The 21,346-nt window shown below is 44.9% G+C and carries 19 protein-coding genes and 1 tRNA gene; 9 read left to right on the plus strand and 11 right to left on the minus strand.

The genetic code is table 11. From position 1 onward, the window contains the following. Nucleotides 1–20: 20 nt before the first annotated feature. From MHN02_RS11500 to cynS, 5 genes are all read left to right on the plus strand, one after another. Nucleotides 21–1,154 (plus strand): DUF58 domain-containing protein, encoded by a 1,134-nt coding sequence (locus MHN02_RS11500; protein WP_239246173.1) that lies wholly within the window; start codon nucleotides 21–23, stop codon nucleotides 1,152–1,154. After that, nucleotides 1,151–3,217 carry a DUF3488 and transglutaminase-like domain-containing protein gene (locus MHN02_RS11505; protein WP_239246175.1) on the plus strand — a complete coding sequence of 689 codons (2,067 nt, stop codon included), beginning with the start codon at nucleotides 1,151–1,153 and terminating at the stop codon, nucleotides 3,215–3,217. The genes MHN02_RS11500 and MHN02_RS11505 overlap by 4 nt, the downstream gene beginning before the upstream one ends. A 440-nt stretch (nucleotides 3,218–3,657) precedes the next feature. After that, on the plus strand, nucleotides 3,658–4,506 hold the full coding sequence (locus MHN02_RS11510; protein ID WP_014949030.1) for a formate/nitrite transporter family protein: 849 nt from the start codon (nucleotides 3,658–3,660) through the stop codon (nucleotides 4,504–4,506). A gap of 127 nt (nucleotides 4,507–4,633) precedes the next feature. Beyond that, entirely contained in the window at nucleotides 4,634–6,544 is a 1,911-nt protein-coding gene (locus tag MHN02_RS11515; protein ID WP_239246177.1) for a protein phosphatase 2C domain-containing protein, read from the plus strand. An 18-nt stretch (nucleotides 6,545–6,562) separates the two neighbouring features. Further along, a complete protein-coding gene (cynS, locus tag MHN02_RS11520) occupies nucleotides 6,563–7,012 on the plus strand; it encodes a cyanase (protein WP_014949029.1) in 450 nt (149 codons plus the stop codon). Between the two features lie 113 nt (nucleotides 7,013–7,125). On the opposite strand, the gene fusA is transcribed toward cynS, so the two are convergent. The 5 genes from fusA to MHN02_RS11545 form a co-directional block, all read right to left on the minus strand. Next, complete coding sequence (gene fusA, locus MHN02_RS11525) at nucleotides 7,126–9,213, minus strand: elongation factor G (protein ID WP_039225640.1); 2,088 nt, start codon at nucleotides 9,211–9,213, stop codon at nucleotides 7,126–7,128. A gap of 183 nt (nucleotides 9,214–9,396) precedes the next feature. Further along, complete coding sequence (rlmM, locus tag MHN02_RS11530; protein ID WP_239246179.1) at nucleotides 9,397–10,494, minus strand: 23S rRNA (cytidine(2498)-2'-O)-methyltransferase RlmM; 1,098 nt, start codon at nucleotides 10,492–10,494, stop codon at nucleotides 9,397–9,399. Continuing rightward, nucleotides 10,487–10,954, minus strand: coding sequence for a DUF423 domain-containing protein (locus tag MHN02_RS11535; protein WP_239246181.1), 468 nt, complete (start codon nucleotides 10,952–10,954; stop codon nucleotides 10,487–10,489). Before MHN02_RS11535 ends, rlmM begins: the two co-directional genes overlap by 8 nt. A 35-nt stretch (nucleotides 10,955–10,989) precedes the next feature. Next, nucleotides 10,990–11,682: an alpha/beta family hydrolase gene (locus MHN02_RS11540; RefSeq protein ID WP_239246183.1), complete on the minus strand. Its 693-nt coding sequence runs from the start codon at nucleotides 11,680–11,682 to the stop codon at nucleotides 10,990–10,992. Nucleotide 11,683: 1 nt separating this feature from the next. Then, entirely contained in the window at nucleotides 11,684–12,586 is a 903-nt protein-coding gene (locus MHN02_RS11545; RefSeq protein WP_239246185.1) for a transcriptional regulator GcvA, read from the minus strand. A gap of 216 nt (nucleotides 12,587–12,802) precedes the next feature. On the opposite strand from MHN02_RS11545, the gene MHN02_RS11550 reads away from it, so the two are divergent. After that, nucleotides 12,803–13,081, plus strand: coding sequence for a hypothetical protein (locus MHN02_RS11550; protein ID WP_014949023.1), 279 nt, complete (start codon nucleotides 12,803–12,805; stop codon nucleotides 13,079–13,081). A gap of 62 nt (nucleotides 13,082–13,143) precedes the next feature. Here MHN02_RS11550 and kdsA read toward each other — a convergent pair whose 3' ends face one another. The 6 genes from kdsA to hemA all read right to left on the minus strand — a co-directional run bounded on the left by kdsA (nucleotide 13,144) and on the right by hemA (nucleotide 19,590). Further along, nucleotides 13,144–13,998: a 3-deoxy-8-phosphooctulonate synthase gene (kdsA, locus tag MHN02_RS11555; RefSeq protein ID WP_061485402.1), complete on the minus strand. Its 855-nt coding sequence runs from the start codon at nucleotides 13,996–13,998 to the stop codon at nucleotides 13,144–13,146. Nucleotides 13,999–14,018: 20 nt separating this feature from the next. Further along, a complete protein-coding gene (locus MHN02_RS11560; protein ID WP_230598726.1) occupies nucleotides 14,019–14,384 on the minus strand; it encodes a SirB2 family protein in 366 nt (121 codons plus the stop codon). A 238-nt stretch (nucleotides 14,385–14,622) separates the two neighbouring features. Beyond that, nucleotides 14,623–16,185: a response regulator gene (locus tag MHN02_RS11565; protein ID WP_014949020.1), complete on the minus strand. Its 1,563-nt coding sequence runs from the start codon at nucleotides 16,183–16,185 to the stop codon at nucleotides 14,623–14,625. Nucleotides 16,186–16,338: 153 nt separating this feature from the next. Next, nucleotides 16,339–17,178 (minus strand): peptide chain release factor N(5)-glutamine methyltransferase, encoded by an 840-nt coding sequence (prmC, locus tag MHN02_RS11570; RefSeq protein ID WP_239246188.1) that lies wholly within the window; start codon nucleotides 17,176–17,178, stop codon nucleotides 16,339–16,341. A 36-nt stretch (nucleotides 17,179–17,214) separates the two neighbouring features. Then, nucleotides 17,215–18,300: a peptide chain release factor 1 gene (gene prfA / locus MHN02_RS11575; protein WP_014949018.1), complete on the minus strand. Its 1,086-nt coding sequence runs from the start codon at nucleotides 18,298–18,300 to the stop codon at nucleotides 17,215–17,217. Nucleotides 18,301–18,315: 15 nt separating this feature from the next. After that, a complete protein-coding gene (gene hemA, locus MHN02_RS11580) occupies nucleotides 18,316–19,590 on the minus strand; it encodes a glutamyl-tRNA reductase (protein WP_239246190.1) in 1,275 nt (424 codons plus the stop codon). Between the two features lie 131 nt (nucleotides 19,591–19,721). On the opposite strand from hemA, the gene lolB reads away from it, so the two are divergent. From lolB to MHN02_RS11595, 3 genes are all read left to right on the plus strand, one after another. Then, complete coding sequence (gene lolB / locus MHN02_RS11585) at nucleotides 19,722–20,348, plus strand: lipoprotein insertase outer membrane protein LolB (RefSeq protein ID WP_239246192.1); 627 nt, start codon at nucleotides 19,722–19,724, stop codon at nucleotides 20,346–20,348. Next, complete coding sequence (ispE, locus tag MHN02_RS11590; protein WP_239246194.1) at nucleotides 20,348–21,214, plus strand: 4-(cytidine 5'-diphospho)-2-C-methyl-D-erythritol kinase; 867 nt, start codon at nucleotides 20,348–20,350, stop codon at nucleotides 21,212–21,214. Before lolB ends, ispE begins: the two co-directional genes overlap by 1 nt. 33 nt (nucleotides 21,215–21,247) lie before the next feature. Next, a tRNA-Gln gene (locus tag MHN02_RS11595) sits at nucleotides 21,248–21,323 on the plus strand. The last annotated feature ends 23 nt before the right edge of the window (nucleotides 21,324–21,346 follow it).

Consider the following 21,346-nt stretch of genomic DNA (forward strand, 5'->3'; position numbering starts at 1 on the left):
GAGCGCTAAAGGTGCGTAGAATGCCAGCTTCACTTTCGAATTACCTACAACGTAGGCTATTAAAGTGGTTAGACAGGCGAGTTCCGGCTTCTCACGAACATCACCTCAACTTAAACAGTATTTTTATATTGCCGAGCGGATTCGGTTGGTCTTTTATTATTCTATCGCTGTGTTTGTTTTTACTTGGCACTAACTACCAAAACAACTTGATGTTGCTGCTTAGCTATTTGTGCTTAAGCATTATGCTATTAACGCTGTTTTACACTCATCAAAACTTTGCGCGTTTAGCGCTTAAAGCGACGCCCCCCAGTCCATTTCACTGTAACTTACAGGGTGAATTGCAGCTTCAGGTTATCCCTCACGCGGCAGCGCCAACGAAAACGTGCAATGGTGTATTAGCAATAAAGTGGCTAAATACAGCACGCCCCATGGAAACCGCTGTTAATGCAAGCAATCAAGATACCTCAGTGGATCAGCAGACGTACAGCTTTTCTTTAAACGACAATGAAGTTACGGATACAAGACAAACGCAAACCCTCAGCGTGCCTCTTCCAATACCAGTACGGGGGCGATTTGCACTGGGCAGACTAACCATTGCATGCGATTTTCCGTTGGGATTATACAAATGCTGGACCCACCTCGATTTTGACCAACAAGTCACTGTCTATGCAAAACCTCAAGAAGGTCCGGTCACTGTTAATAAGGTAGCGAGTTCTAATGAGTCGGATAGCGTCAGTCAGGTTAACGACCTTACAAGTAACGAGGACTTCTACGCATTAAACGATTACGAAGTTGGACAGCCGCTTAATCGCGTATCATGGAAGCATGTGGCGAAAAACGGAAATTGGGTTTCGAAATCCTTTACCTCCTTGCAAAGCGACAGTTTTGTACTTTCAGTTCCCTCAAACATAGATGTGGAAACTGCCGTATCGGCACTTACCTATGCAACATTGTCTTGGACAGGCGCAGACCGGGTATTTGGAATACAGTACAAAGGGCTTAACATTGCCCCTGCTCACGGGGTAAAACATAGGCACGAATGTCTTAGTGCGCTTGCTTGTTTGAATTCGCATTCATCACAAGCTTCTTCAACCTTGAATAAAACGGTCTCAATATCTTCCATAAAGAGTGAAAGAGCGAGGTCAACGAAATGAACTCCGCTATTTTAAGCCGTTTATCACAATTAACCGTTGTTAAAAGCGTGTTTAGCCAACCAACGTCCGTGGCTGTGCTTATGCTCTGCATAGCATTCTCTTTTATTCTTTTCACTCTCACCGCGCCGCTTATGACATGGGTAATCATGCTAGGCGGATGTGCTGTGATAGTAAGGACGGCAGGCCTTAGTGCGTTGAATAGTTTGCCAACATCACGCACGGTTAATCTACTGGCGATATTGGCAGTGTTCGCATTATCGTGGTTTGGCTTCTCAGTAGGATTGCTTGATAGCATGATCAACCTATTGACCGTCGCGTGCGCGCTCAAAATCATGCTGGTTGAGAAAAAACGAGATTTTCACTTAATTGTATGTACCTGTTTGTTCTTGATCGGCTGCGGATTTATCTCGTCTCTAAGCGTATTTGCGTGGATTGGCTATACAGGAATACTGGCCCTGCTGCTATTCGCGACTGCCATTTATCACGGTGCAGGAATACCCAAATCAAAAAGCATTAAATTCGTGACCGTGCTTATTGTCCAAGCTTTCCCTATCGCGCTGCTACTGTTTTTACTGCTTCCCCAACTCCCTCCGCTTTGGCAGATGCCCACGTCAAAGTCGACTGAAACCGGGCTTTCTGACACGGTGACGCCTGGTGATATTGCGTCACTTGCAAGTTCATCTGAATTGGCTTTCAGCGCCACATTTGAAAACGCAGAAGCAGTCCCTGTTGCACCGTCCAGGTATTGGCGCGCTATGACCTTAGAACATTTTGACGGGAAAACCTGGTCTATTAGCGACAAGCGCAAACAGGCAGAGCAGCAGCTAGCTTACATGGGCAAGCCAACACCCTTGTCAGCTCTGGCCGAGGAAAATACGCCTCAAGTGATAAGTTATGAATTGATCGTGGAAGCCACACAGCAAACGTGGCTGTTTGCGCTAGCGCCTTCGACACCCAACAACCGCGAGAACAGTATTTTCGTAAGAAGTCTTTTTGATTTTACGTTAAGGGCGAATAGCCCAATATCCAGTAAAAAAGCGTTTTATCTGCGCTACTATCCAACTGCTCAAATCACTAGCGGAATAGGAAATTTTGAATCGCAACTAAACCTTCAGGTTTCCATGAATGGCAACCCTCAAGCCAGAGCATGGGGACAGACACTTGCCAAACAATACTCAAGCGCACAGCAAATAGTTAGCGCAATAATGCGTGAATTTAATCAAGGGGGCTTCCGCTACACCCTATCGCCGAACGCCATGCCTACCGACCCCATCGACCGTTTTTTATTTGAAGAACGCTCAGGTTTTTGTGCCCATTACGCAGGCGCCATGGTGTATGTGCTTCGTGCCGCAGGGGTACCGGCAAGAATGGTGACAGGCTACCAAGGCGGAAGCGCACTTAATGACAATGTGCTGCAAATAAGGCAGTACGATGCACATGCGTGGGTGGAAGCTTTTATTGATGGTGTGTGGATTCGACACGACCCAACGAGTATGGTGGCACCGTCACGCTTAACCTTCGGGCTTGAACGTGCGCTGGAAGAGCTTGGGGAGTCTCGTAAAGCCAGTATTTTGGGCGACCTTAGCAACGCTGCCATTTTTGCAACGTTACAAAGCTGGTTTCAACAGCTCGATTACTCATGGAGTAAATGGGTACTGGGCTTTGACAATACTGCGCAAACCAACATGCTTGAAGAATTACTAGGCTCGCTAACGCCGCAAAAAATGCGAGTTGTATTTCTTTCCGCCATTGGCCTAATTGGGCTTATTTTAGCACTTTATTTTTTACCCAAAACGCATCGCAACAAACTGTCGCCTTCACACAGAGTTTTACTAAACGCAATAAAATGCGTTGAAGCTAAAACAGGAAAAGAAAGAGGGAATAAAACCTTGTCCGCCTTTATGAGTGAAGTTAACCCTTTGATAAACGAAGATGCTACCAAGGCACTAACACTTCTGTGTGAACTATTTGAGCGTGAAAAGTACGCACACCGAACACAAGAGGCAAAAGTTTATCCAACCATGAAGCGTCAGCTAAAAATGTTAAAACAGGCATTAAAGTAGGAAATGGTTAAACCGGTTGCACCTTAAACACTCACACTCCCCCCTTTTTAGTGCAGACTAATTAATAGTGCCTTGGCGCAAGCGAACATCAATACAGCCACGAATTTACACAAGCCATTGTTTTAAATAGCAATAAATAACACATTTAGGTACATTTTGGTTATTGGCACTTTTTTAGCTTTGTACAAATGGATAACAAAAGTACGAAGGCGCTTATACAAGTATTAGTTGCCAACGGGCTTTAGAGTACAAAGGCGTACACATAACCGACGGTTTATTTGTTAGCTACCACAATGCATGAGTTTCGGACAAAGGCGTCCCCAGTTCTTTCTTACGAGAGCGCTGCGGACGCCTTTTTTTGATCTTCTGGAACGCATTGAAACAGTAAACGCCAACACACAGATGACAACTTATTAATAACGACAACGTGAGGTGAAACCATGGCTTATCTTCTCCCCGCTGAGTTTGCAACCAAGATGGTAGATGCAGGCGAAGCCAAAATTTATATGTCTACACGAGATACTCTAATTCGCGCTTATATGGCAGGTGCAATATTGGCCCTTGCCGCTGTTTTTGCCGTTACCATTGCCGTTCAAACCGGCGTGTTTCTTCTTGGCGCAGTGTTATTCCCAGTGGGCTTTTGTATGCTCTACCTTATGGGGTTTGACCTATTAACCGGCGTGTTTGTACTTACCCCACTCGCTTGGCTTGCACAGCGACCTGGCGTCACGCCAAAACAAATTCTACGAAATTGGGGATTAGTATTTTTAGGTAACTTTGGCGGCGCATTAACCGTGGCCTTTATGATGTCGTTTATTTTTACCATGGGATATAACGTGGATGGCGGTGCCATCGCGACTAAGGTAGCCAGCATTGGCGAAGCTCGTACATTGGGCTACGCAGAACACGGCGTTGCAGGCTGGTTCACCATTTTTATTCGCGGCATGTTGTGTAACTGGATGGTGTCGCTAGGCGTAGTGGGTGCAATGATTTCAACTCACGTTAGCGGAAAAGTACTAGCCATGTGGATGCCAATCATGCTGTTCTTCTTTATGGGTTTTGAGCACTCAGTAGTAAACATGTTCCTTTTCCCATTTGGCCTTATTATGGGCGGCGACTTCTCGGTTATGGACTACTTCATTTGGAACGAGATCCCAACTGCACTTGGAAATCTTGTTGGTGGCCTCGCCTTTACTGGACTAACCCTGTACACCACCCACGTTAAGACGCTACCCAAACGTACTATCCCTGTTGATAAAGCCGCTGCATCGCAAACACTGCCTATTTAATTAAGGCGCTTATCTTAAAGCCATCATGCCTTGTCCCTACAAGACACGTCATGATGGCGTTATCCGTTTCCTTGGAAATAACTAATTGGGCTCATAAATTAAATATGCAGGTAAGAAGCAATTAAACATGAATGAGCGAGCCGCGTTAAACACCCCAATTAACCCACCAGCTAACACGCTCAGTGTAAGTGCATTTTCTACAGCCGGCGTTAAAGCGATAAACCAAGATGCATACGCTTTTCATGTTTCTGATAACCCAAATCAAAGCAGCGTTTTTGTTATCGCCGACGGTGTAAGTAGCAGTACGGTTAGCCAAGTTGCTAGCGACTTTGCTACCAGTCAGTTTATTAAACTGTTTAATATGGCGCCGGAACAATGGTCGGTTAAGACGCGCGCTGAAACCATTATTAAAGAGATAAACGCGCTGCTTTACACTCGTACGCAAAGAAGTCCCTTTTGCTATACACCAGAAAAAGGTTATGTGTGCACGTTAACAGTGGCGGTGGTAACAGGCAATCACATGGATGTATTTCATGTGGGGGATTGTCAAATTCAGGCTATTTCTAAGAACGCACAGTCGCCTGTCTTACTCACAAAACCTCATCGTAAAGTATCGGAAAGTGAGCCTTCGCAGAGTTATCTTACTAAAGCATTAGGCATTCAAGCACATATAGATATCGACCACACAACACTCACCCTCAACTCATCGAGCACGTTTTCGATAAGTAGCGACGGCGTTTATGAGTTTGTTTCGCTACCCACCATTCTTATGAAAATCAGTGAAGCCGATACGCTTTCTGAAAACCAAGCTGCGTTGGTAGTACATGAGGCATTTACTAGAGGAAGCGATGACAACCTCACCTTACTTCTCGTAAAGGTTCTTGTAGCTAGCCATGATGGCCTAGACGATCACAGACACCCACTGTATACAGGCGTTTCAACTTCACCTCATTCATCTGTACTTAACAGGCCGTTGGGCAACCAACTGATAACCAATTCTGAGGTTTCTGATGCTGCGATTCATTACTCAAATCAGCAGTCTGATGAACATGTATGCGAAGAGCCTGCTGCCGCAAACTTTAAGACGGGTGATGATGTTGATGGACTGAAGCTAGAACGACAGCTTTATACGTCGGCCCGAAGCCATGTTTTTATTGCCACCAATTCGTCTTGTGAAGCTACGCACACAAACAGCCCTGTGGTTGTAAAAACACCGGCTACCGACTTTACCCTATCACCAGAAATGGTAAATGGGTTCCTAATAGAGAGCTGGTTTTCGAGACGGATTAATTCGGCACACGTTATTAAAAGCCCAACGTTTACTGATTTGGGTTTACCGTACCCTCCCTCTGCTTTTTACAGCGTAAGTGAATATGTACAAGGTCAAACGCTAGCTCAATGGGCTGTTGATAATCCTACGCCGCCATTAGAGCAAGTTAGAAATATAATCGAGCAGGTTGGTAAAGGTTTACAGGCAATGCACCGTCAGGGCATTGTTCATAGGGATATACGCCCTGACAATATTATTATTAGCGAACAAGGGCACTGTACAATTATAGATTTGGGTTCATCAGCCTTAGCCGATGCCCCAAGCCTCTATAGTGACACACCTATTCCTGGCGCTGCACTTTTTTCCGCACCTGAATACTTTTTAGGAAATGTTGGCACAGAGCGCTCTGATCTGTTCTCCTTAGCCGTACTCACCTACTATCTCTTGTGCGGGCGTTACCCCTATGGCACAAAGCTCGCTCACTGTCGCACGTTGGCCGAGCAGAAAAAGTTAAAATACCAAACCGCATTGGCTCCTAATCGGCCAATACCTAATTGGGTTGATAGCGCTCTTAAACGTGCTTTGCATGTGAACCCTGACAAGCGATTTTCTTCACTATCTGAGTTTCTTTTTTCGCTTCGCTACCCAAATCCATCACAACATACGGCGTACGAGCCGTTAGTAAAACGACACCCTCTTTTTGTGTACAAGGTGCTAATACTGGCACTTATTTTTAGCAATCTAGTTACGCTCATTTTGTTTAACTAACCCTTTAAGGAAATGTAAATGATTACATCGAGAACCCAAGTTACCGACATGATCCAGTCAGCCAAAATTTTAAAAGGCATAAAGTGGAGCCAGATTGCCGAAGTTGTTGGTCAATCAAAAGAATGGAGTACAGCAGCTTGCTTAGGACAAATGGCCATGACAAAACAGCAAGCTGAAGCCGTGGGTGAGTTACTTGAGCTTACCGACGAAGCGATTGCCTGGCTTCAAATCGTGCCTTACAAAGGCTCGTTACCCACAGAAGTCCCTACCGACCCACTTATTTACCGCTGGTATGAATTAGTGAGTGTGTATGGCACTACATTAAAGGAATTAATTCATGAAGAGTTTGGCGACGGCATCATGAGTGCCATTGATTTTTCTATGGATTTACAGCGCGAAAACGATCCTAAAGGTGACCGTGTCAGCGTAGTTATGTCAGGTAAGTTTCTGCCATATAAGATGTACTAAACGTATTTCAGGATGGGACACTCGACATAAAAAAAGCCGGTCATGCGACCGGCTTTTTAGTATTTCTTGAAGCGTAAGCTAACCCAAGGTCAGCTTACGTTCGCAAAGGCTAATTACTTAGCAGCTTTACGTGCTTTTGCTTCTTCAATTACTTTGTCAGCTACGTTCTGAGGACATGCTGAGTAGTGGCTGAATTCCATAGAGAACTGACCACGACCAGATGTAATAGTACGTAGGTGACCGATGTAACCAAACATCTCAGATAGAGGTACGTCAGCCTTGATACGAACGCCAGTAGCGCCAGCTTCTTGGTCTTTGATCATACCACGACGACGGTTAAGGTCACCGATTACGTCACCAACGTTGTCTTCTGGGCTGAATACGTCAACTTTCATCACAGGCTCAAGAATTTGAGGACCTGCTTTTGGCATTGACTGACGGAATGCACCTTTCGCTGCAATTTCGAACGCGATTGCTGATGAGTCAACTGCGTGGAAACCACCGTCGAATAGCTCAACTTCAACGTCTAGTACTGGGTAGCCCGCTAGAGGACCTACTTCCATCATACCTGCAAAACCTTTTTCGATTGCAGGGAAGAATTCTTTAGGAACGTTACCGCCCACAACAGTAGATGTGAACTTGAAGCCAGAGTTAGTTTCGCCCGGACGGATGCGGTAATCAATCTTACCGAACTGACCAGAACCACCAGACTGCTTCTTGTGCGTGTAGCTGTCTTCAACTGCTTGTGTGATAGTTTCACGGTAAGCAACTTGAGGTTGACCAACTTCTAGCTCAACGCCGTAAGTACGCTTCAAGATGTCTACTTTGATATCTAGGTGAAGCTCACCCATACCTTTAAGGATGGTTTCGCCAGAATCTTCGTCAGTTTCAACTTGGAAAGATGGGTCTTCTGCTACTAGTTTACCGATAGCGATAGACATCTTTTCGTTAGCGCCTTTGTCTTTTGGCTTAACAGCAATCGAGATTACTGGCTCAGGGAAGATCATTGGCTCTAGTGTACAAGGGTGCTTAGGATCACATAGCGTGTGACCAGTTTGAACGTTCTTCATACCAACAACAGCTAGGATGTCACCTGCTTGTGCTGAAGTAAGTTCAGTACGTTCATCAGCGTGCATCTCAACCATACGGCCGATACGCTCAGTTTTACCCGTTGCGCTGTTAAGAATAGTGTCGCCTTTGTTTAGCTTACCAGAGTAGATACGGATAAACGTAAGGGCACCGAAACGGTCGTCCATGATTTTGAACGCAAGTGCACGGAACGGCTCGTCAACAGATACTGTTGCAACTTCTCCAGTAGGCTCACCCGTTTCTTCGTCAGTTAGATCTTGTGGATCAACTTCTGTTGGAGAAGGTAGGAAGTCTACAACCGCGTCAAGAACTAGCTGAATACCTTTGTTCTTAAATGCAGAACCACAGTATGTTGGGAAGAACGCTAGGTCACGAGTACCTTTACGGATACAACGCTTGATGTCTTCTAGAGACGGCTCTTCACCATCCATGTAAGCCATCATTAGGTCGTCATCTTGCTCAACAGCAGTTTCGATTAGTTGCTCACGGTATTCGTTAGCCTTATCAACCATATCTGCTGGGATATCTACAACTTCGTAGTTTTCAGGAAGACCTGAATCGTCCCAGATGTACGCTTTCATGTCTAGAAGGTTAACAACACCTTTAAACTCGTCTTCGATACCGATTGGAAGCGTCATTACTAGTGGGTTAGCAGCAAGTACTTTCTTAACTTGGCCAACTACACGGTAAAAGTCTGCACCCATACGGTCTAGTTTGTTTACGAAGATTACACGCGCAACTTCTGATTCGTTAGCATAACGCCAGTTAGTTTCTGACTGAGGCTCAACACCGCCAGAACCACAGAATACACCGATACCGCCGTCTAGTACTTTAAGTGAACGATATACTTCAACTGTAAAGTCAACGTGTCCCGGAGTATCGATGATGTTCATGCGATGATCTTTCCAGAAACAGGTTGTTGCCGCTGACTGGATGGTAATACCACGCTCAGCTTCCTGCTCCATGAAGTCAGTTGTTGATTCACCATCGTGAACCTCACCAGTTTTATGGATTTTACCAGTAAGCTTCAAGATACGTTCTGTTGTGGTAGTTTTACCCGCGTCTACGTGGGCGAAAATACCAATGTTTCTGTAATGAGATAAGTCTGACATTAGTTCACTTTCATTGGTTCAGAGTAAAAAAACGGCCGGATTATAAAGGATTTCTATACCAGATTTACACCTTTTTTAGCATAAACCTTAAATTCGTTTGCCAAAATCCGCGCCACCATCAATTCTTTTCTTTAAGTATCAATAACTTATTAATTAATGACACTTTTTTGAAAAATAACAAAATCACACCTCATCTTTTGAAGTGCGAACAATTGTTACTGTAACTTCATCTCTGTCGTGGTAGAGATGCCTCACCTTCACCGCAAATGCATCTTCCAAGGCATTTAATCGGCCTCTTAGCAACGTCATGGCTTCAACTACAGTTTCATAACGTTGTTTCATAGGTAACTTTAAATTGAATATTGCGTGCGTTGCCCAGTGCTTAACTAACCAATCACCCATCAATTTAGCTACCCTATCGGGTTGCTCTATCATATCACATACCAGCAAATCTACACGACCAAATTGTGGTCGATAGGTAAACCCGTCTGCCGCGTGATGTTCAACCAAGCCCGTGCTCATTAAACTATCGGCTACAAGTCCATTGTCGATAGCTTCAACATACATTCCGCGCTTCACCAGCTGATATGTCCAACCACCCGGGCATGCACCTAGGTCCACGGCACGTCCACCGCTTCGAAGTACCTTAGCCTGCTGTTTGTCGCTCAGCATATTCACTAAAGCATCTTCAAGTTTAAGCGTCGAGCGGCTCGGCGCATCACTTGGGAACTTTAACCGGCAAATACCCAAGTGATCGCCACTAGCATGACTGGGTAATGTATAGCCAATGTGGCAAATCTCAAATGACTCAAAGAAAATATGTAGCTTTGGCTTACCTAAATTTTCCTTTGCGGTGAGCCATCCCGCTTTTCTTAGGGCTTGGCGAAGAGGAACAGTAAACTTTCGGCAGAACTTTGCGAGGGTTTTACCTTCTTCTGTATCTGGGTATTCGACGTCTATGGCGCCAAAAATTTGAAATGGTTTTTCTACCTCTTTTAGGGCTTCAAGCACTTGCCCTACTCTGTCTTCTTTTTCTATATCGGTAAGAGTGGCAAAAACTGCCACCAGCTGACGAGGAAAAATACTGTCGTAAACAGCAAACTGGGTAATGGTTTGCTCTAGCTGCGAGCCATCATATAAATGATAAAGCACAAAGCCACTGTTCTTCTTCGACACTGGGTAGCCATAACACTGGGCTTCACCGTAACGCGATGTAAGTTCGTTAGCCGTATCGTTTTCATAACCAGGTCGGCAATAACCCAAAATACTGGTGTTAGACATTACCTGCCCCCGGCGTGTGGTGAGTTTTGTTCTGCTCTTCTTTTTGTTGCTTGTTTAAATAATGACCTTTTATCAGTCCAATCACTAACAACACCCATCCAATAATAAAGAACATGCCACCCAAAGGCGTTATCGGGCCAAACCATTTAATACCGCTTATTCCTAGCGCATATAAACTTCCACTAAACAACACAGTTCCGGTAACAAAACAAAACGCTACACGATTAGCCCACATCGATGAGACAACGCCTGACAGCGCAGGCAAAAGCAGCAAGGCTAATGCGTGATACATTTGATAACGCACGCCAATTTCAAACGTGTTGAGCTGCTGTGCAGTTAATACGCTTTTTAAACCATGTGCGCCAAACGCACCTAGTACCACAGAAAGGCCCGCTAGCAATGCGCCAATAATAAGATAAGGTTTAGCAACGGTGGCAAACCTAAGTTTTTCAGTTTTCATTAAATTAGTCTTTCGCTCTGATTTCTAATTAACCATTAATTACTTAAATGGGCTTCAATAAAAGAAGCGGTAAGCGTGGCAGCGGTAACAATGTGTTCTTCCTGCGTTTTGCCACTTGCTTTGCGAGGCTTAAAACTGTGATCGCCGTCGTCCAAATAGGCGCACTCAATGTCTGTAGATAATACGCGACGCTTTTTGTAATCTTCTACTTCGCTCTTTGTACCAAAGGTATCTCGTTCACCCTGAATAATAAGCAAAGGCTTAGACGCCGTTTGCAGATGTTCGGTTCGTGTTTTTTCTGGCTTACCAGGAGGGTGAAACGGATAGCCCAGCGCTATCGCGCCTTTTACATTGCTCACCGCTTCGTACACCATGGTCGCCATACGCCCGCCCATCGACTTTCCACCGATGAACACAGGCAAGTTATGCAAGGCTTTGTTATCTTTGCTGCAGGTTTCAATCACCGCAGTAAAATGTGACATAAGTTTATCGGCTTTATCGGGAGGCCTACGCTTACCGGTAGCTTTTATGGTTTGCATATAGGGAAAGTTAAAAAGAACGGTTGATATACCTCTAGCAACCAGTTCCTTCGCAATGTCTTGCATGAACTCATGTTCCTTACCGGCGCCGGCTCCGTGGCCTAGTATCAAACACGCTAAGGGCTTATCGGCTTCATGCAATTCAATGTCAAAACTAGGCTGTTCAGCAATGGTGTTCAACTTAGTCATATTACAACAAGTCCTCTTGTTCAGCTTCGACCAGCGCTAAGATCCAGTCTCTAAATGCCGAAATCTTACCGAGTTCAGCCTGTGATTCCTCACACACGAGATAAAACGCATCGCGACTCTCCACGCGTTCTTCAAACGGCATAACTAGCCTTCCCGCTTCAATTTCCGGCCTTGCAAGTACCGTGTTACCCAACGCAATGCCTTGACCGAGTGCAGCGGCTTGCAAAACTAGCATGGAGTGACTGAAAACCGGTCCTTGGTTAACGTTTACGCCAACCACACCTACATGCTTCAACCAATTTTTCCATGCAGTACGGCTTAAGTCGTGAAGCAACACGTGGTGCCTTAAGTCAGACAGGCTGGATAAAGGTTTGGGGCCTTGAAAAAGCATTGGAGAGCAAAGCGGAGTTAGAAACTCTCGATGTAGCTGGTCGGCTTGAAGACCAGCCCAACGACCTTTACCGTAATATATCGCAACGTCTACATCGTCTTCTAAGAAGCCTTCATCGAAATCAACTGCCTTGATGCGTACGTCGATGTCTGGATGCGCCAAGCTAAACTTATGAATACGGGGTACCAGCCATTGGCTCGCAAAGCTGGGCGGCATCGCTACCGTGATAGCACCTTTACTGCCCTTCGCAAGTAGCCTTTCTGTCGCATCTTGTAAGTTTTTGAAGATATCTTTTAGCTCAAGAAAATAAGCTTGACCTTCTTCGGTTAGAAGCAGGGTTCTATTTCTTCGAAGAAATAGCTTCATCGATAAGAAATCTTCAAGCGCTTTTATCTGGTGGCTAACGGCAGCTTGCGTAACAAACAGCTCATCGGCAGCCTTAGTAAAGCTCAAATGGCGAGCAGCCGCTTCAAACGATTTCAAGGCGTTGAGAGGGGGTAAACGTCGATGCATATATCGTTTTTAATCCAGTGTGACCGAAGCATGACAAATTCATTAGTTTTTCTAATGACAACCCATACTTTTACTCGTTTTATTTTTCACCACCCACTGACTATAATTTACCCGAAATTAAAAAAGAACATTTAATTTCAGCATTTTATGATGAACATTTGTTAAACATTTTAACATTCATCAACAATTATTTAATTATTTTTATTAGGTGTGAAAATGAAAAAATTACTTTTAGCTAGTGTTTCTGTAATGGCTTTTGTAAGCGCTGCTGCAAATGCTAACGCACAACCAGAAAAGATCAATCTACAATCGTTAATCAACACAGCAATGACCAGCGTAAAAATGGCCGAAGTACTGCCAGAAAACGATGCGCACATTGTTGTGAAAAAGCAGTCTAAAGCGATTTTAGCTGAAGAGACGCAAGTTCAGCTTCACAAGAACTTATTAGCAATGACAAAAGGTGAAGAGCGCGTAAACGTTTCTGAAGCGGAATAAGCAACTCACACACCTGATACGCATGCCGGTGCTTGCACCGGCATACGCCATCAAATACTAGCTTAGGTATTACTTGTATCTAACGCGTCAAAACCTTTCACCAATTCATCTAGTGCTTTCATCTGCTGCAAGTAAGGCTCTAATTTTGCCAACGGCAGTGCGCAAGGCCCATCACATAGTGCTTCATCTGGGTTAGGATGCGCTTCTATAAATAGCCCTGCCAAACCTAATGCCATACCACTTCTGGCCAACTGTGCAGCTTGCGCTCTACGACCATCTGCAGACGTCGCTCGGCCACCCGGCATTTGAAGTGCGTGAGTCGCATCAAATATTACTGGGGCATATTCTTTCATTGCGTCCATGCCAAGCATGTCCACAACTAAATTGTTATATCCAAAGCAGCTACCACGCTCACAAAGAATAACCTTATCGTTCCCCGCTTCGCCTAGTTTTCCTATGATGTGACGCATTTCATGCGGTGCTAAGAATTGAGGCTTTTTCACATTGATAACGCTACCGGTTTTTGCCATTGCAACCACAAGGTCGGTTTGGCGCGCCAAGAAAGCAGGCAGTTGAATAACATCCACCACTTCAGCTACGGGAGCTGCTTGGTGCGGTTCGTGCACATCAGTGATAAGCGGAACGTTAAAGGTCGACTTAATTTCTTCAAAAATACGCAACCCTTCTTCCATGCCAGGCCCACGGTAAGAAGTCACAGATGAACGGTTCGCTTTATCAAACGAGGCTTTAAAAACGTACGGAATATTGAGCTTTTGCGTTACTTCAACATAGTGTTCTGCAATACGCATAGCGAGATCGCGAGACTCAAGTACGTTCATTCCACCGAACAGAGCAAACGGCAAGTGGTTGGCAACGTCAACGTTACCTACATTAATAATCTGTTGAGATTCAGACATTATCTATTTCCAATTAAATCTTAAAAAAGAGGTTGTTTGGTTACAGCAACCATAGCCGTTGCCATAAGCACAACAAGCGCTGCTACGAAAAAGCTCCATTTGCCTAACGCTGTTTTGGCTTTTTTCAATGCAAACAATCCAAACACTATGTACAGCACCACGCCCACAACTTTAAATGTGAGCCATGCATTAACTAAAGGATATTGAGACAAAATAATGCATAGCCAAATTGCGCTGGCTAATAGCACGGTATCAATGATATGAGGGAGAATTTTAACCCATTTTTTGCTAAGTGCTGTAGCGTCGAATTGACTCCATATAAAGCGAAAGACAAAAAATAATATGCTCAAGCCAACGGCGGTCATGTGAAGGTGTTTAGCCATCATGTACATAATGTGTTCCTGTTCTTATTAGATAGTAAGGCTGCTTCTGGTTACTTTAACACAGGTGTTAATTGAGCCGATTTAGTTTTACAGCAATGCAAAATTCAACAGACTCAGAATACGAGTAGCAGACTCAAAAAAACAGGTGCATGTAGCACCTGCCTTCGTTTTAATTATGGCGCCTGTTTAGAGGCTGTTATTGTAACGTATTACAGTACGTAAATAACGGAGAAATAAATCATTATGCGTCAGGGAATTGAGCTTGAATTGCCATAAAGGCCGGAAGGTCATTTAGCATACACTGAACTAAATCAGGGTCGAAGTGCTTGCCACTTTCCTCTTTCAATACGGCTTCAACCTTATCAATTGTCCACGCTGGCTTATACGGCCTTGCGTTTAACAGTGCATCAAACACATCAACTAACGTGGCAATACGGCTTTTTATATCAATTTCTTCGCCTTTAAGCCCGTCTGGATATCCCTTTCCATCCCAGCGTTCGTGATGTTGCTTTGCTAACATTGCTGCAAGTTGGATAGTGGGCCGGCTTGAATCTCGCAAGATCTGGTAACCAAATTCAGCATGCTGACGTATTTTAAATACTTCCTCTTCGGTTAACGGCGTCGTTTTGTGCAAAATAGATTTAGGCACTATAGACGTCCCAATATCATGGAGTGGCACGGCAAGGCGTAATGCGTGGATGTCTTGCTCGTTCAGCCCAACCTTTTCTGCCAACAGTTGCGCCATTTCAACCATTCTTGTGAGATTATTTGATGCATTTGACTCATGCTCTAACGCTCGACCTAAACGCTCAATTATTTCTTTCTGCGTCGCTTCAACATCTACGGTTTTAAGTACGTTGTCAAAAGCAAGCTGAACACTGTCTGAAAAGCGTTTTACCAGATGACGATCACTTTCCCCTATTCGTCTCGGTAATCCTGACAAGTACAAGAGTGCGCCATTGTGGCTTTTACTGTTGCAATAAGCCACAACGTGATCTTCTGCATAAACAATTTGCTTATCGCGCATAGCTCTTGCGCACAGGGCATATTCTTGTGCGCTAATCGCGTCTTTTAAAGGCACCCCTTCCTTACTGGCGTACTCACCGTTGCCAGCAAAAACATATAGTTCGTCGTCACCCAGTTTGTTGTTGCTGGTATTAATAGTACGCGATGTGGTTGCCACCGCTGTAGTAATGTAAGCAGCATCCTTTGAACAGCCCAGAATAGACGCCAGCTGTTGAATGATGCCCTGCATGAACTTTTCGAGGGAACGAGAGGAAAATAAATCCACAGACGCATCTATAATTTTTTCAAGGCCGCGTCTATTTTCTTCGATAACGATAATATCTCGATATGAGCGGAGCGCTGCAATGATAACAGTAAAAAGTTTTTGCGCGGTCAGTTCGGTTTTCGACTTGTAGTCGTTGATGTCGTAATTAATGATGACATCTTTTTCAGGGGCTTGGCCAGGTTGTCCAGTACGCAAAATAATACGCGTGAAATGATTGTCTAATTCGTTACGAACATACTCCGCCACTTTAAGACCGGCGTCATCAGTCTCCATAACAACATCAAGTAACACAACGGCGATATCATCATGGGTTTTGAAAATGGCCTTCGCTTCCTCTCCGCTATAGGCACTAACAAACTCAAGGGTTTTGCCATTTAAACTAAAGTCATTTAGCGCCAGCTTGGTAACGGCGTGTACTTCGGGTTCATCATCAACAATGAGTACTTTCCAGCTACCCAGATCATCTACTTCATTTTCATCGTCATCTTCTGCGAAAAGAAAGTCATCATTCATCTGGTACGTCCTGTAGTGTAAGAGATTGTTTAACTTAGTGCTTTTTGAGGTCTTACAACCGCTTAATAGATACTAATGTAAAACAAAATATTAGCAAGTTTGCAATTAAATTTTGATAACTACAGGAAAGATAATTTCTTTGGAAGTTGAAAACTACTGCCACTGTCCTAGCGTTACACGGTCATTGTCGCCGTAGTCTTTAACAGTTTTGACGTCTACAAATCCCGCATCTACGAGCAAAGCGTTGACCGCAACCCCTTGGTCAAAGCCGTGTTCGAATGCAAGTAAGGCACCTTTATTGAGATATTGCGGCGCGCTATTGATGATGTGTTTTATGTCGTCTAGGCCGTCAGTGCCCGAGGTTAATGCTGTTTTAGGTTCAAAACGCACGTCGCCCTCATTAAGGTATGGACTGGATTCTTCTATGTAAGGTGGGTTTGAAACAATAATGTCGAAGGTTTGACCTGCCAGCGCACTAAACCAGTCACTTTGCACAAAATGCGCATTGGCTATGCTATTAGCTTGAGCATTGCGGGTAGCAAGCTTCACCGCCCCCTCTTGGTAGTCTACGCCAGTAACGGATGCTTCTGGCAGTTCGCTCGCTAATGCCAGCGCAATGGCGCCCGTACCTGTTCCCAAATCACAGATAGATAAGGATGCAGAGGATTGTTGATTTGCCCAATTGAACACCTGCTCAACCAATACTTCTGTATCCGGTCGTGGAATTAATGTATCTTGCGAGGTAAACAGTGACAGGGTCCAGAAATCACGCTTGCCGATAATATACGCCACGGGCTCACCCCGTTTACGCTTGGCCACATCCGCTTCAAACTGCGCTTTTTGGGCGGCATCCAAGGTTTTATCAGGCCATGTGAATAGGTAAGTTTGTGACTTACCTAGAATGTTCGCCAACATGACTTTGGCATCAATAGAGGGTGACTCCCCACCCTCTAGTTGTTCAGCAGCCCATGTTAAGGCGTTGTCTATGCGCATTGTTTTTCTATAAACAGTTTGTGTAACAAGAAAGCGTTATTCGTCAGACAGAGAGGCCAGTAGATCGGCCTGATGCTCTTGCAAAATTGGGTCGATAAGCTGCTTAAGGTCACCTTCCACCACTTCGTCTAAACGATAAATAGTCAGGTTGATACGGTGGTCGGTTACACGTCCCTGCGGGAAGTTATAAGTACGAATTCGCTCAGAGCGGTCACCGCTACCGACTAGGCTCTTACGAGTAGAAGCCTCTTCTGCTGCACGCTTTTCTTCTTCAATCTGATTTAAGCGCGCTTGAAGTACCGACATCGCTTTCGCACGGTTTTTGTGCTGTGAACGCTCGTCCTGACATTCCACTACCAAGCCTGTTGGCAAGTGAGTAATACGAATAGCCGAGTCGGTTTTGTTAACGTGCTGACCACCCGCACCTGATGCACGGAAGGTATCGATGCGAAGCTCTGCAGGGTTAATTTCAATTGCCTGCGACTCTGGAATTTCTGGTAATACCGCCACAGTACATGCCGAGGTATGGATACGGCCTTGTGATTCGGTTTCTGGTACACGCTGTACGCGGTGACCGCCCGACTCGAATTTCAATACGCCGTACACGCCATCGCCGCTAACATTCGCAATGACTTCTTTATAACCGCCATGCTCGCCTTCATTGGCGTTAACCAACTCTACACGCCAGCCACGACTTTCGGCATAACGGCTGTACATGCGGAACAAGTCACCTGCGAATATTGCCGCTTCGTCACCACCCGCACCAGCGCGAATTTCCAAGAAACAGTTGTTATCATCGTTAGGATCTTTTGGCAGGAGTAGCACCTGAAGTTCAGTTTCAAGGCGTTCAATTTCCGCCTTGGCATCTTTCATCTCTTCCTGTGCCATCTCGCGCATTTCAGCGTCATCTTCGTTCAACATTTCCTGCGCTGAAGCCAAGTTTTCTTGTGCTTGCTGATAAGCATTAAAGCCTGCCACTACATCTTCTAGCTGACTAAACTCTTTTGACAAGTTGCGAAACTTATCTTGATCGCCGATAACTCCAGGGTCGCCTAACAACGCCTGAACTTCTTCGAAACGCTCGACTAAGTGTTCGAGTTTCCTAACTACCGACTCTTTCATATGCTTCTTATTACCTTATTTATTATCGTCTGACGAAAAGTCAGATAAATCTAATGCCTGTCCCATCCATCGGCTCAATGCCGGGTCATCGTGCATGGCAGCCTCGCGTAACGCTAAGGTTGTTGGGTGCAATAGCGTATTGGTTAATTTATACGCCATTTCTTCTAATACCGTTTCGGCATTTTTACCTTCCGCTAATTGCGCTTTGGCTTTTTCCACAATATCGTCACGCTGTGCCATGCCTTTTTGGCGATACTGTCTTACTAAATCTATCGATTGCTGCGACTGCTTCCACGTCATGTAGTCGCCAGCTTGTTTGTCGATGAGCTTTTCCGCTTCTTTTGCTGCTTGCTCGCGGTTTTCTAAATTCTTCTGAACAATATGCTGCAGGTCATCAACAGTATAAAGATAGGCATCGCCTAGCTCGTTAACCTCTGACTCAATATCTCGTGGTACCGCAAGGTCCACCAGAAACATCGGCGTATTTTTGCGCTGTTTAAGGGCTTTCTCCACCATACCCTTGCCAATTAAGGGCAGTTGGCTAGCGGTAGAGCTTATCACGATATCAAAGTCTTTTAAGTGCTCTGGCACTTGCGATAAGGTAAACACACTCGCATCTAGTGTTTCGGCTAAGGCTTCTGCTCGCGCTACAGTTCTATTCGCCACCGCCAAACAGTTCACGCCCTGCTCTTTCAAATGCTGAGCCACAAGTTCAATGGTTTCGCCAGCTCCTACTAATAACACTGAACGTTTTGGTAGTTCAGCGAATATATGCTTGGCCAACTGAACGGCTGCATAAGCCACGCTTACCGCGTTTGCACCTATATCTGTTTCACTGCGAACTCGCTTCGCCACTGAAAACGTATGTTGGAACAGCTTATCAAACTCGCTGCTCACCATACCTGAGTGTTTTGCATCACCAAAAGCCTGCTTCACCTGCCCCAAGATTTGAGGCTCACCTAAAATCAGTGAATCAAGTCCGCTGGCTACGCGCATAATGTGCTTTACCGCTTCATCCTGCGCGAGCACATAGCTGTTACTGGCAATCTCTTCTACATCTAAATGATGGAAGTCACTTAACCATTGTAGAAGCTTTTGGCCCGTATCGTCTTGAGTATTAACGTATAGTTCAGTGCGGTTACACGTCGATACAATCACAGACTCATCTACGCCTTCCAGCTTTTTTAAACTCGCAAGCGCTTCCACCAGAGAATCTGGTGTAAAGGCCACTTTTTCGCGAAGTGCTACTGGTGCTGTTTTGTGGTTAATACCGAGGGCGAGTAAAGTCATTAAAATCTGTGCTGGCAACGTCGGAGCGGCATTGTACGAAAAACCCAAAATGATTGAAAGTGTTGGTGAAACTGTGTTCCCATAATGTCACAATTAAATGTGTTTTATTTTTATACAGGTAACGCGCCTTAATGATTCGCTTTATTTCCCTACTGTTGTTTCTCTGCTTCGTACTGAGCGCATGCACAACCGCTCCCAAAGGCCCAGAAAACGCGGTAAACCTCACGGCGCAACTTGAAAAAGTTGCTGAAGTACATCAGTGGCAAATGCGCGGAAAAATTGCATTTCGCCAAGGAAAGGAAGCGGCCAGCCTGAATTTAGTCTGGAAAAACGATTCCGGTGATTTTGATTTTCGATTAACCAATTTTCTAGGAGTAAGTCTGGTTAACCTTAACGTTACCCAGCAGCAGTCGGTATTAGAGGCTGACGGTGAAACGTATGTAGATGCTTTACCAGAACCACTTATTTACCAGATAACGGGAATGGTAATTCCGGTGGAATCACTATTGTCTTGGGTAAAAGGACTACCGCTGGACGGTGATAAATTCACCCTAACTGAAAAAGGATTGGTTAATACCCTTGAAAGCTATTGCCAAGGTTGCCGCAATTGGCAAGTTGCTTACGGTAATTACGGTAGTGTTGAACTAATTGATGGCACATCTGTATGGTTGCCTCACAGCATAACGCTTACTCAAAACGAAACGCCCGAAATGCCTAAAACTCAGCTTAAAATTAAAATTTATCAGTGGACTCTGTAGTGAACGCATCTGTTTCTAAACATAAAGATTGGTGGCCTTCTCCCGCCAAACTAAATCTTTTTTTACATATTCTTGGCCGCTACGACAACGGCTATCATCAGCTTCAAAGCCTTTTCCAAATGCTGGATTATGGCGATACGCTCGCCTTTGACATAAGCACAGGCGATACAAGTATTCGCATGGAAACACCTCTTGATGGTGTGCCAGACGATGACAATTTAATTGTAAAAGCAGCACGACTGCTGGCAACAAAAACAGAATGTAATAAAGGTGCCGTTATTTCGCTAGACAAGCGCCTTCCTATGGGTGGAGGCATTGGTGGAGGCTCATCGAATGCTGCAACCACATTAGTGGCGCTTAACCACCTATGGAACACTGCGCTAAGTGAAGATGAACTTGCTGAACTCGGGCTAGCTTTAGGCGCTGATGTACCTATTTTTGTGCGAGGTCTAACGGCATTTGCAGGAGGTGTGGGAGAAGAGATAACGCCAGCTCCCCAAAGAGAACAGTATTTTCTTGTAGCGAACCCAAATGTTCATGTCAGCACAGCCGAAGTGTTTACCTCGCCCGATTTGCCCAGAAATACACCTGCAATACGTTGGGAAGACTATAAATTTGAAAAAACTTGGAATGATTGTCAGCAATTAGTCGCGAATCGCTATCCTGAAGTTGCAAAATTATTACAGTGGTTGGTACACTACGCACCGTCGCGAATGACGGGCACAGGTGCATGCGTGTTTGCCACTTTTTCTGACTACACTTTAGCCGAACAAGTTAGGGCTCAAATGCCTGAAGCTTGGCAGAGTTTTGTCGCAAAAGGTGTGAATCGCTCACCACTATTAGACAAATTAGAACAACAAAGATAGCGTGTACGCCACATCGGACAAGAACTTAAAAATTGGGGTATAGCCAAGTTGGTAAGGCAGCGGGTTTTGATCCCGCCATTCGTAGGTTCGAGTCCTGCTACCCCAGCCAAACCTCTTTTATCAACGCACTGA

Origin of the sequence: Alteromonas sp. CNT1-28, assembly GCF_022348345.1 — a bacterium.
Classification (GTDB): Bacteria; Pseudomonadota; Gammaproteobacteria; order Enterobacterales; family Alteromonadaceae; genus Alteromonas; species Alteromonas macleodii.